The organism is Acinetobacter sp. neg1, assembly GCF_000788125.1.
Classification (GTDB): domain Bacteria; phylum Pseudomonadota; class Gammaproteobacteria; order Pseudomonadales; family Moraxellaceae; genus Acinetobacter; species Acinetobacter vivianii.
Map to the genome: position 1 here is coordinate 561,482 of NZ_JSZD01000006.1, position 12,520 is coordinate 574,001.

Genomic DNA, 12,520 nt, shown 5'->3' on the forward strand with positions numbered 1-12,520 from the left:
ATGGCTTTGCTGATTACAAAGGCATGTATCAATTGTGATATGTGTTTGCCTGAATGTCCCAATCAAGCGATCGATGAAGGTGCAAAAGTCTATGAAATCGACCCACACCGCTGTACTGAATGTGTCGGTTTTTATGAAGTACCCACTTGTGTGGCGGTGTGTCCGATTGACTGTATTAAACCCGATCCGCAGCACCCTGAAACTCAAGCTGAACTTTTACAAAAGTTTAATCATCTGCAAATTGTATAAAAGACAGCGATAAAAAAAGCGCCTGACGGCGCTTTTTTTAGCTATACAAATTAGTTTGCATATACTGGGAATTTTGCACAAACTGATTCAACTTTTGCTTTCACATCAGCGATAACTTTCTCATCACCTTTGCTATCGATCACGTCAGCGATCCAGCCAGCAAGTTCACGAACTTCAGTTTCACCAAAACCACGTGTAGTCACTGCTGGCGTACCGATACGGATACCAGAAGTCACAAACGGAGAACGTGGATCATTTGGAACCGCGTTTTTGTTTACAGTGATATGTGCAGCACCTAACCATGCATCAGCATCTTTACCCGTTACGTCTTGTTTGATTAAAGACAATAAGAATAAATGGTTTTCTGTACCACCAGATACAACATCATAACCACGTGCGATTAACACTTCAGCCATTGCTTGAGCATTCTTCACAACTTGTTGTTGGTAAGTTTTGAATTCATCAGACATTGCTTCTTTGAAGCAGATTGCTTTTGCAGCAATCGCATGCATCAACGGACCGCCCTGGTTGCCAGGGAATACAGCTGATTGAAGTTTTTTCTCAATTTCTTCGTTTGCTTTAGCAAGGATCAAACCAGAACGTGGGCCACGAAGTGTTTTATGCGTCGTTGTGGTTGTTACGTCTGCAATTTGTACTGGGTTTGGATATACGCCAGCAGCAACAAGACCTGCAACGTGAGCCATATCAACAAAAAGGTATGCACCTACTTTGTCTGCGATGTCACGGAAACGCTGCCAGTCAACAACTTGGCTATACGCAGAGAAACCAGCAACGATCATGCGTGGCTTATGTTCTAAAGCTAAACGTTCAACTTCTTCATAATCGATTTCACCCGTTTCTGGATTTAAACCGTACTGGATCGCATTGTATGTTTTACCAGAGAAGCTTACTTTTGCACCGTGCGTCAAGTGACCACCGTGCGCCAAGCTCATACCCAATACGGTATCGCCTGGATTAAGAAGCGCTAGGTAAACAGCTGAGTTCGCTTGAGAACCTGCGTGTGGTTGAACGTTTGCGTAATCAGCGCCGAATAATTCTTTTGCGCGATCAATTGCAAGTTGCTCGATCACGTCAACATATTCACAACCGCCGTAGTAGCGTTTGCCAGGATAGCCTTCTGCATATTTGTTAGTAAGTTTTGATCCCTGTGCTTCCATCACAGCTGGTGAACAATAGTTTTCAGATGCAATTAACTCAATATGCGCTTCTTGGCGTACGCCTTCAGAAGCAATCGCTTGAGCTAATTCTGGATCAAATTCAGCAATAGAAATATTGGCAAACATTAGCGGAGGGTCCTATAAATTAGGGCTTTTAAGCCGTGCTAAAGATTGGTGCGTATTGTAGCACGAAGTTTAGGGTTTCACAGATTGATATTTATTTAATTATTCGTAAATTTTATTGATTTATAGAGGTGATTGAATCAACCAAAAGCAATAAGTTATTTTTTATACATTTTTATGAGTCAATAGTGGAATCAAAAGCCCAATGGCCTAAATAGGTAAATTGGGCTTGTTTAGATTCGGACTTAATTATTCGCAGGCATCGCCGCTTTTACATCCCCGACAATATTGCCAATATTCAAGACATAAGCTGTACCATGATCCCACTGTGCATTCGTAATATACTGGATGTTTGACCCTTTATTCTGAGCCAGCGCTACAAGTGCATCCGTTGCCGCTTTAGGAACGGTCGTGTCTTGTGCACCTTGATAAATCGTGACAAGCTGATTCAACTTCACTTGAGCGGGTTGTGAATCCTTTTCTAGGAATGTTTTCACCAATGGCACAGCCATAAAATTGGTTTGTGTGCGAGGATAATTGGTTAAACTATTATTGTTTTTACCAGCATAATCTTTCATTTTGTCAATAAATTTATTCTCAAGCGCATCATAACAATCTGATTCAGCTTGACTCGCTATGGTATCTGTTGGCGTTTTAAAGACATTAGAATAACTAAAACTTGGGTTAAGATTTCTTAATCCTGCCGTGATCAATGCAGTAAAAGTATCTAGCTGTGCATACATCCCTATCTGTTGTTCAATTGGTGCATTTTCAACAGATGCATTCCCATTAACCAAAATGGCTGCCAAATTAGATGCAGGAGCAACAGCAATCGTTCCTTTATAATCCAGCTTGGCACGGCTTTGATATTGCGCTGCACCTAATGCTGCTTGCCCACCTTGTGAATGCCCCACTGTCATCCACTGACGAGATACAACTTTACCTTGTCCAGCTAAATAATATCGTGCAGCAACCACCGCATCGGTAATAGAGAATGCTTCGCTCTTAACATTCAAGAATGGATGTAATTCTCGGCCACTCGGTTCTCCCAAGCCTTCGTAATCAGGCGCGACCACCACATAACCTGCTGCAAGTAACTGCGTAATCATATTTTGAATGTAAGGGTTTGTTGCATTCTGACTCGGCGCACATTGATCTGCTACCCCTGTTGTACCATGTGCCCATGCAACAATTTTCCATCCTCCTTGAGGTGTTGGCCCACCTGGTACAAACAACAGGCTGGTTGCCATGGTCTCCTTACCATTCTGTCCCAACATTTTATAAGTCAGTACCGAGCTTTCCACAGCCACCGCGCTAAAATCTGTTTTGGTATATGCTACTGGAATCCCCACAACCGGATTTTTAATATTATTTTCTGGAATGTCTGGCTTAGGTACAAACGAAATATCGTTATCATCGTCATTACACGCGCTAAGCAACACGCTTGAACTGATGAGCGCAACCGTTAACAATTTCATATTCATGTCATGTTTCCCTGTTTTTTTATCTTTTTCATTTTAATCCCTAGCACATCTTTTACTAAGGCAATTACTTCCATAAGAATGCGCTTAATATCAAATTGTTCAAGTATTTTTTCAGTTTTCGATGTTAATTTATCCAAACTCAATTTTATGTTTAAAAAAAATAAAGTGACCTTGACTGATTCAATCCTGTTTCAAATAAATTTCTTGTAAGATATTGGCATTCTCAACTCAGATCAGGTCGACTTTCATGCAAGCCATCATCCTCGATACAGAAACGCATACTTTGAATGGTTTGCCGATTGAAATCGCCTACGCTCCAATTGAAATCGAAAATGGAAAACTTAGTCTGGATAAAAAGCAGATCTTTGATCAACTTTATCAGGTTGGACAACCGATTTCTTATGCGGCCATGGCAGTACACCATATTTTAGAATCTGATCTGGTGGGACAACCTTTTTATAATGAGTTTCAGCTACCTGCTCAAACCACCTATATTATTGGTCATAACGTTGACTACGATATTGCTGCTATTGCGCGTTGCGGTGTCGATGTATCTCAATTAAAGCCGATTTGTACTTTGGCACTAGCACGCCATGTCTGGGAAAATGCTGAGGCACATAATATCTCCGCCCTCATCTATCTCATTTCTAAAGGCAGTGATAAAGCACGCGAAATGCTTAAAGGTGCGCATCGTGCAGACGCTGACATTATCTTAACTGCCAATATCTTGATGCACATCATCCACCAACTCAACATTCAAGATATTGAACAACTCTATATCGCCTCAGAAGAAGCCCGTATTCCAAAAAGTATCACCTTTGGCAAACATAAAGGCACTGCCATTCAGGATCTTCCTGCTGACTATATTCAATGGCTAATGCGTCAGGATGATCTAGATCCTTATTTGCGCAAAGCTTTAGAAGCAAAATTAGTTAAATAAGCTTAAAGGGAAAGTCTTTTCGTAACTTTCCCTCTTTATCAAAAAAGGCAGTGATATTTAATAAATTGTTAATATTACTGTCATTTTTCAACTCTATCTTAATCCCCGTCTTATCTTGATTAGGGGGAAATTAAGAGATGTCACATTTTTTTAAAACCGAACTTGGGCAAAGTGCGTTACAGGAACGTCATATACCTTTAACTGCCCGTCAACGTCGTTTATTGCTTTTAATTGATCACGAAGATTTTAAAGAACTAGATCAAGATTATAAGGATCGCATTGCACCCACTGAACTGGTGCAACAACTGATTGAGATGGGACTATTGGCACAACACACATCTCCACCAATAAATAAAGCAGCAACAAAAACAGTATTAACGACAGAAGTTCTTGAAGAAGCAGCATCCATTCAATCGTTCCGAGTTCAAGAACAAGACATAATTCAACCCGCATTAAAGGTTGAAGAAACAGTTGAACTGGAAAAACTCCCTTTTGTTGAAATCCAGCAAGTCATGATTCAGACATTGACCAGCTATTGTGGTCTGATGGCTCGCCCGTTAATCCAAAAAATTCAGTCGATTCATTCTTTACAGCAACTGAAAGCCTGCCAGATGCAATGGATTACGTCATTACAAGAATCGCGGATTCCTCCAAGTCAGTTGAATCAAACGTTGAAATTAATCAATTATTCAGTACAGCATTTATAGTTTTATTCCAGAATTTGACTAAGTCGAGAATAAAATTGATGTTTTAATAAACAAGAAATCGCTTTATTCAAAGGTATATATTTACCTGCCTGTGTTTTTTGCCTATGATGTGGCACGCATGCGCTCATAGCTCAACTGGATAGAGTACAGGTCTCCGAAGCCTGTGGCGTGGGTTCGAGTCCCGCTGAGCGCACCATTGCTTCTTCTTTTTCACCCAAATTCTCATATTTCTATAATCGTTCTGTTTTTAACACGCCATAAACCTATTTTTCTACTTGGTTTATTTATTCATATCGCTCAAAATACCCGTTCTATTTAACAACGTGAGACGTTTATGACTGATGCTTTGGTGTTGAGCGATTTGTCCAAAACTTATCGTAATGGTTTTCAGGCGTTAAAAGGTATTAATTTAACCGTCCCTGAAGGTGAGTTTTATGCATTATTAGGTCCTAATGGTGCAGGAAAATCGACTACGATCAGTATCATTAGCTCTTTAGCCAAAAAAACATCTGGTTCAGTTGAGATTTTTGGACATAACTTAGATACCCATCCTTCTCAAGCAAAACAATGTCTTGGTGTTGTTCCTCAAGAATTTAACTTTGGTCAATTCGAAAAAACTTTCGATATTTTAGTGACCCAAGCTGGTTATTACGGCATTCCTAAAAAATTGGCAGAACAACGTGCCGAACATTATCTAGAAAAGCTTGGCCTATGGGAAAAACGTAATATTCAATCACGTATGCTTTCAGGCGGTATGAAACGCCGTTTGATGATTGCACGTGCCATGATGCATGAGCCAAAGCTGCTGATTCTGGATGAGCCAACCGCTGGTGTTGACATTGAACTTCGTCGTTCGATGTGGGACTTTCTCACCGAAATGAATGAAAATGGTACGTCAATCATTCTGACCACACACTATTTAGAAGAAGCCGAAATGTTGTGTCGTCGCATTGCGATTATCGATCGTGGCGTGATTAAAGAAGACACCACCATGAAAGGCTTCCTCAATCAACTGAATGAAGAATCATTCATTTGTGATTTGGCTGAACCGATTAGTGGTTTTGATCTCAATATTATTGGTTTCAAATTTAATCTGATTGATCCAGTGACGTTAGAAGTGACTATGGACAAAGCCCACAGTATGAATGACCTGTTCCTGATATTGCAGTCACAAAACATTCAAGTGAACAGTATGCGGAATAAATCGAATCGTCTGGAAGAGTTATTCGTGAAAATGGTCGAGAAGAATCTTGCAGGAGCGAATGAATGAACTTCAGTCAATTAAAAACTGCGCTTTGGACTTTAGTTGTTAAAGAAATTCGTCGCTTTATGCGAATCTGGCCACAAACCTTGCTTCCACCTGCGATCACCATGAGTTTGTACTTTGTGATCTTCGGGAATCTGGTCGGTTCCCGTATTGGTGAAATGGGTGGCTTTAGCTATATGCAATTCATCGTGCCCGGTTTGATCATGATGGCCGTCATTACCAATAGCTATGCCAACGTTTCTTCAAGTTTCTTTAGTGCCAAATTCCAGAAAAGCATTGAAGAACTGATTATGAGTCCTGTGCCATTACATTTAATCCTGTGGGGTTATGTGATTGGTGGGGTCAGCCGTGGTGTTCTGGTTGGCTTGATTGTGACCATCATGAGCCTATTCTTTACTCATTTAGAAATTTATAATTTATTTGTGACAATATATACCGTCATTATTACGTCATTATTGTTTTCTCTGGGTGGCTTTATTAATGCCGTATATGCAAAGTCTTTCGATGATATTTCGATTATCCCGACTTTCGTATTGACCCCGCTCACCTATTTAGGTGGTGTATTCTATGCCATCAGTGCATTAAGCCCTTTTTGGCAAAACGTTTCTTTAGTTAATCCAATTGTATATATGGTCAATGCCTTCCGTTACGGCATTTTAGGGCACAGTGACGTCAATGTTGCCTTCTCTTTAGGTGTTGTGACCCTCTGTTGTGTTGTCCTCTATGCAATTGCATATCATTTATTAGCTCGTGGTTCAGGAATGCGTGAATGAGTGTTGAACTTTCTTTATTGGGTAAAGACACCCAATACCCGACTCAATATCAGCCAGAAGTTTTATTTCCCATTGCTCGTGCTGAGTCTCGTCAACAATATGCGCATATTGAAGGCATTACTCAAGGCAAAGACTGGTGGCATGTTTTTGAAATTTCATGGTTGAATCAGCTGGGTTTACCTCAGGTGGCGATTGGTCGTTTAACGCTGCCGGCAAGCTCACCCAACTTAATTGAATCGAAGTCACTTAAGCTTTATTTCAACAGCATGAACTTCACTCAATTTGAGTCGAAAGAAGCCTTTATTGCAACAGTTGAACAGGATCTGTCAAAAGCAGCAGGCGCAAAAGTTGAATTACACCTGTTTCAAGTCGATGATTTAGCAATTTCAAAACCTCAAGGCATTTGCATTGATGATTTGATTCCAGAATGTCTTTCCGAACATCCTGATTCGACGTTGTTGCAATTAGATACGTCTGCTGAAGAAAATGTAGAAATTGAGCTTTACTCTCATCTTTTAAGAAGTAATTGTCCTGTTACAGGTCAACCAGATTGGGGGACGGTTTTTATTCGTTTGCAAGGTAAAAAGCCTTGTTATCGCAGCGTTTTAGCTTATATTATCTCGTACCGTCAGCATAATGGTTTCCATGAGCAATGTGTTGAGCAAATATTTGCCGACATTTGGCAACTTTTGAAGCCAGAAAAACTGATGGTCTATGCAACTTATACTCGCCGCGGGGGCTTGGATATTAACCCATGCCGAGTATCAGATTTGTCATGGATGCCCGAGCCAATTCGCTTGGCACGACAATAAAACGAATAAATTTGATATATAGAGGACGTTCTTCAATGACCAGTTATTTCGGTATTCTTCCGTCAGCAAGTTTGAGTCAGGATATTCAACTTGCACAAGCCAATCGTGACAGTAAAGAGCCTCAATACCCTTTACGTGACAAAATTTCTCTACAGCTTACTGATGAGTTAATTGACACCATGTTGGTTCACCTGGTTCAGCAGTTTCCACCAAGTGACAAACGAGATACTACCGAAGGTCTTGCGATTAAAATTCGCGGCATTGTTGAAACCCTCATGAAACAGCTTCTAGGCAAAGCTTCAAATGAACAGGTGCTTGAATCTTTAGCCTTTATGGAAAAGAGCCTATTCATTGATAATGACGGTAAACAACGTATTGGTACAGCATTACCAGATAGCCTTGTTGCTGACATGAAAAAGAGCTTTGCTGAAGTGGCTGCTGGAAATGGCAAAGAGCAACGCGATGCTTTAACAAAACAGTTTAAAACATTTGCCGATGCGCTGATCCACCACTTTATGACTGAATATAACAAGACACTTGGTCTTGGTATGGTTAAACGTGGCGTTGCCAGCGTTGCAACAAGTGGTGTTGAAACCGCAGTTCATATCGTGATTAAGAAATTGATTCCAAGCTTAAGCCAAGTTGAACTCGAAGTGTTTACCAAGCATTTCGATCAGTTACTGGTTCAAAAATAAGCTGAAATTCAGCAGAAAGCGGCGATTGCAAAATCGTCGCTTTTTTTATGCCGATTTTATGCAAAATTAAACGCTTATAAATGTCACAATTTCTAAATTTGCATTGTCTAAATCGGCGATTATGTTAGCATGCGCGAAGCGTTGATTTACTTGATTTAGAATCGCATGTCTCCAAGCTCACAATACAAATTTTTGCGTCAAGCACCACGTGATGGCTTGAGCACAGCCAATCAACTTTCCCGTTGGCAACAACTTCACCTAGATCCTTGGCTTTGCCTGTTTTTGATCCTCAATGCCATACTCGGACTGACTGTTTTATATAGCGCGTCTGCACAAGATGTAGGACTGGTTACCAAACAGGCGATGAGCTTCGGAATTGGCTTTGCGGTGATGTTTGGTTTGGCCCAAATTCCACCCAAAGTCTATCAGGCATTTTCACCTTACTTTTATGTGTTCGGTGTGTTGTGCCTGATCGCAGTGATGGTCTTTGGTGAAGTACGTATGGGGGCTCAACGCTGGATTGACATCCCGGGCTTCGGGAGTGTGCAGCCAAGTGAGTTTATGAAGATCGGCATGCCGATGATGGTTGCATGGTTCTTGTCTCGCAAAGCCCTTCCTCCTAGCTTCTCTCAGGTCATTCTGTCTTTGATGCTGATTGTGGTGCCTTTTCTCCTCATTGCAGAACAACCCGACTTAGGCACTTCTTTACTGGTACTCGCCAGCGGTATTTTTGTACTTTTCCTCAGCGGCTTATCGTGGAAGTTGATTGCGGCAGCAGCAGGTGCGGCTGGTATCATTATTCCGATTGCATGGGAATTTTTATTACATGACTATCAACGTCAACGGGTATTAACACTTTTTAATCCCGAAGCAGATGCCTTGGGTACAGGCTGGAACATTATCCAGTCCAAAACAGCGATTGGTTCAGGTGGCTTTTCGGGTAAAGGCTTTCTTGAAGGTACTCAGTCGCATTTACACTTTTTACCTGAAGGCCATACAGACTTTATTATTGCAGCGTATTCAGAAGAGTTTGGTCTGATCGGTGTTACCCTGCTGATTCTTCTTTATTGTGCAATTATTTTCAGGACGTTCCAGATTGGCCTGCAAAGCTTCCATAACTATGGTCGTTTAGTAGCTGGCGCCTTTGGTTTGTCATTTTTTGTTTATGTATTTGTAAACGCAGGCATGGTCAGTGGTATTTTACCTGTAGTAGGTGTGCCTTTGCCGTTCATGAGTTATGGCGGAACTGCAATTATTACCCTTATGTCAACTTTTGGACTGGTTATGTCTATTCATACACATCGATAATGAGGAATTTTATAAACTTATGTTTCTTCCTACTTTGAATAAAACTTTTAAATTTTTAACTTTAAGCGCTGGTTTATTCTTGAGCAGCAATTGGGCACAAGCAAATGAATTTTATAATCACCCGAATTACTTTGCTTTTAAACAAAAAGCAATGACAACTTACGGCTTAAGCAGCGAACAAATTGACGCTGCAATGAGCGGCGCACGTAACCTACCTAACATTTTAAATATCATGACACGCCCAGGTGAAAGCAAACCTTGGTATCAATATCGTTCTATGTTTCTGGTTGAAGGCACCATTCAACGTGGTGTTCGCTTCAAAAATGAATATGAAGATGTCCTCAATCGCGCAGAACAGCAGTATGGCGTCCCTAAAGCAGTCATTTTAGGTATTCTGGGCGTAGAAACTGGCTACGGCGCAAATAAGGGCTCTTTCATCACACGTGATGCCCTAGCAACGCTCGCATTCGGCTATCCACGTCGTGCCGACTATTTTAGTGATGAACTTGCTGCCCTGATTTCGTGGACTTATAAAGAAGGTTATCCAACCAACAGTATCGTTGGCTCTTATGCAGGTGCGATTGGTTATCCACAATTTATGCCAAGTAACATTCAGAAACTTGGTGTGGACTACGATGGTAACGGACATATTGATCTCAGAAATTCTGCTGCTGATGCGATTGGTTCAATTGCAAACTATTTAGCTCAGTATGGCTGGGAGCGTGATCGTCCAATTGGCTTCCCTGCACGTTACTCAGGCAACAATCCTGATAGCATTATTGCCAAGGATCTAACCCAGCCAACACCTTATGGCGAGCTGAAAAGACTAGGAATTACACCAGTTAACCCTTTGGTAAAAATTGATGATCTTGATCTAGTGAATGTCATTCAATTACAAGATCAATTTGGTCCGATCTACTATATTACCTATCCAAATTTTCAGGTGATTACCACCTACAATAAGAGCCGTATGTATGCGACAGCAGTATGGTTATTGGGTACAGAAGTGGCTAGCCGATAGGCTAGCTTTTTTACAAGATTATGAAAAGTCAATAATTTTTTAATAAAAAACGAACACAGAATCAGCAAAATTAATTTTTTGTTACAATATTGATTATTATTTAACCAGAAACTGTAAGTTTTTGCCCTTTTTGTAACTATTTATCGTTAAAGACTAGACACACTTCGTAAGCGATGAATATTATCGCCGCAAGTTAAAAGTAATTGCAAAAGTGAATAATTAGACATGTGCACTATATTTCAGGCAGTTTTTACTGAAATAGAAAAGCATGTTCTCTAGGAGTTTATACAATGCAGTTTTCGCTAAAATATATTCTAGCGCTGACGGCAGGCTTAAGTTTAAGCCCGTTACATGCTGAAATGGTACAGTCTTCATCATTATCAAATGATGTGGATGGTTCTAATTTGGCTGCCCGCGTTCTAAGCAAAGATTCTCAAAATTTTAATTCTCGTTTCTCTAACGTTAATAGTCTTTCAATCACTGAGAGTTCAGGTGACAAAGTACGTCGCCAGACGATTGCTGCAAAGATCGATATCCCTGAAGAAGAGCCTTCAGTGATTGAAAAACTGAATACTGTTGCTTCGAACACCGTTCGTAAATTCAGCCAAAGTGGCGTTGCTTCATGGTACGGCCGTCAATTCCATGGTCGTAAAACGGCAAGTGGTGAAACATTCGATATGAATGCCATGACTGCTGCACACCGTAGCCTTCCTTTGAACTGTTACATCCGTGTAACAAACAAAGACAATGGTAAAAGTGTTGTTGTGAAAGTAAACGATCGTGGTCCATTCCATGGTAACCGTGTATTAGACTTATCTTACGGTGCTGCAAAGCAATTGGGTATGTCTAGCGCTGGTACTGGTAATGTAAGCATCGAACGTGTTGATGGTCCTAACTCTTAAGCGTTTAACCACAGCATTCAAAAAAAAAGCCGCCTCATGCGGCTTTTTTTATTTTTATCGATTCTCTTTTTTAGGACTTTACGTCCTCTTCGCTTGTTCGGTATATTGAAGCAATAAAAATGAATACAGCGAGGAACGCATTGTGAAATCGATAGACGAATGGTTTGATGAATATAGTGATAGCCACCAAAACCAAACCAACAAGAAAATTCACTGGATCTGTGTACCTGCAATCTTATTTTCGATTATTGGTATCCTTGCGCACTTTAGCACCTTACTCACCGCGTTATTGCTGGTTTTAACTTTAGTTTTTTATGCGCGTTTGGATATTATGCTGGCGATTGCAATGGCAGCCTTATTGGCAGTGATGGCATGGCTGATTGTGATCTTGCCAGTCGGTGTAGGATTCTATATCGGGGTATTTGTGATCGCATGGATCGGTCAATTTTATGGCCATAAAGTTGAAGGTAAGAAGCCTTCTTTCTTTAAAGACTTACAATTCCTTCTGATTGGCCCTGTATGGTGCATGGACGCTTATTTAGCTAAAGTCCTACCTAAATGGAAAACTCGTCAAAAATTGGCGCTTACAAGCTAATTTAGCGCACATCATACAACAAACCTCTAAATATTCAGGAATAGGATTTAAATGTCATATCAATTTGTAGGTTTTTTTGCATTAACCGAGCAAATGAAAAGCCCTTTTTATCCTATTGACGGGGCTACTTGGAAAGATATCAAAGAACCATTCCATGGCATTGGGATAAAGCTCTCCCCATCAATTAAAACGCCATCGTCACCAGATGAAATAAAAGCTCTTTTTAGAGCAATGAATATTAATCATGTTAGACAATGGCTTTTTATTGAATATGAGTGTTTTGGCGGCTCAATTGACTATATTTACGCACTTATTATGAAAAATGGTGAAATATATGGTCCAATTGAAGAGTCAGCACTTGAAAATGTTGAGAGAGTTTATATCAATTTAATGAATGAATTTGGCATCTCAAAGAAAGATGCCCTTCAATTTAAACCATTTGATCGAGATTACTGGGATGAATAAA

General features: G+C 40.4%; 14 protein-coding genes and 1 tRNA gene. 13 read left to right on the plus strand and 2 right to left on the minus strand.

Going from position 1 to position 12,520, the window contains the following annotated elements:
* Entirely contained in the window at positions 1-249 is a 249-nt protein-coding gene (locus tag PJ15_RS03695) for a YfhL family 4Fe-4S dicluster ferredoxin (protein ID WP_047428099.1), read from the plus strand.
* Between the two features lie 50 nt (positions 250-299).
* On the opposite strand, the gene glyA is transcribed toward PJ15_RS03695, so the two are convergent.
* Positions 300-1,553: a serine hydroxymethyltransferase gene (gene glyA / locus PJ15_RS03700; RefSeq protein WP_047428106.1), complete on the minus strand. Its 1,254-nt coding sequence runs from the start codon at positions 1,551-1,553 to the stop codon at positions 300-302.
* A 242-nt stretch (positions 1,554-1,795) separates the two neighbouring features.
* Positions 1,796-3,034, minus strand: coding sequence for an alpha/beta hydrolase (locus tag PJ15_RS03705; RefSeq protein WP_047428108.1), 1,239 nt, complete (start codon positions 3,032-3,034; stop codon positions 1,796-1,798).
* A 247-nt stretch (positions 3,035-3,281) separates the two neighbouring features.
* Between PJ15_RS03705 and PJ15_RS03710 the strand changes: the two genes are divergently transcribed.
* The 12 genes from PJ15_RS03710 (at position 3,282) to PJ15_RS03765 (ending at position 12,519) form a co-directional block, all read left to right on the plus strand.
* Complete coding sequence (locus PJ15_RS03710) at positions 3,282-3,974, plus strand: putative quorum-sensing-regulated virulence factor (RefSeq protein WP_047428111.1); 693 nt, start codon at positions 3,282-3,284, stop codon at positions 3,972-3,974.
* Positions 3,975-4,111: 137 nt separating this feature from the next.
* A complete protein-coding gene (locus PJ15_RS03715) occupies positions 4,112-4,681 on the plus strand; it encodes a hypothetical protein (RefSeq protein WP_047428114.1) in 570 nt (189 codons plus the stop codon).
* Positions 4,682-4,801: 120 nt separating this feature from the next.
* Positions 4,802-4,877, plus strand: a tRNA-Arg gene (locus tag PJ15_RS03720).
* A 138-nt stretch (positions 4,878-5,015) separates the two neighbouring features.
* Positions 5,016-5,951, plus strand: a complete 936-nt coding sequence (locus PJ15_RS03725) for an ABC transporter ATP-binding protein (protein ID WP_004772655.1) — start codon at positions 5,016-5,018, stop codon at positions 5,949-5,951.
* Complete coding sequence (locus tag PJ15_RS03730) at positions 5,948-6,721, plus strand: ABC transporter permease (RefSeq protein ID WP_004772656.1); 774 nt, start codon at positions 5,948-5,950, stop codon at positions 6,719-6,721. Before PJ15_RS03725 ends, PJ15_RS03730 begins: the two co-directional genes overlap by 4 nt.
* Positions 6,718-7,533 (plus strand): NADPH-dependent 7-cyano-7-deazaguanine reductase QueF, encoded by an 816-nt coding sequence (gene queF / locus PJ15_RS03735; protein WP_047428118.1) that lies wholly within the window; start codon positions 6,718-6,720, stop codon positions 7,531-7,533. Before PJ15_RS03730 ends, queF begins: the two co-directional genes overlap by 4 nt.
* 35 nt (positions 7,534-7,568) lie before the next feature.
* Entirely contained in the window at positions 7,569-8,228 is a 660-nt protein-coding gene (locus PJ15_RS03740; protein WP_004772661.1) for a hypothetical protein, read from the plus strand.
* 165 nt (positions 8,229-8,393) lie between these two features.
* Positions 8,394-9,536 carry a rod shape-determining protein RodA gene (rodA, locus tag PJ15_RS03745; RefSeq protein ID WP_004772663.1) on the plus strand — a complete coding sequence of 381 codons (1,143 nt, stop codon included), beginning with the start codon at positions 8,394-8,396 and terminating at the stop codon, positions 9,534-9,536.
* 19 nt (positions 9,537-9,555) lie between these two features.
* Complete coding sequence (mltB, locus tag PJ15_RS03750) at positions 9,556-10,557, plus strand: lytic murein transglycosylase B (protein ID WP_005258051.1); 1,002 nt, start codon at positions 9,556-9,558, stop codon at positions 10,555-10,557.
* A gap of 290 nt (positions 10,558-10,847) precedes the next feature.
* Positions 10,848-11,459, plus strand: a complete 612-nt coding sequence (locus PJ15_RS03755) for a septal ring lytic transglycosylase RlpA family protein (protein WP_004772666.1) — start codon at positions 10,848-10,850, stop codon at positions 11,457-11,459.
* A gap of 142 nt (positions 11,460-11,601) precedes the next feature.
* Positions 11,602-12,054, plus strand: a complete 453-nt coding sequence (locus tag PJ15_RS03760) for a DUF962 domain-containing protein (protein ID WP_047428122.1) — start codon at positions 11,602-11,604, stop codon at positions 12,052-12,054.
* A gap of 51 nt (positions 12,055-12,105) precedes the next feature.
* Entirely contained in the window at positions 12,106-12,519 is a 414-nt protein-coding gene (locus PJ15_RS03765; RefSeq protein ID WP_047428125.1) for a hypothetical protein, read from the plus strand.
* Position 12,520 lies beyond the last annotated feature (1 nt).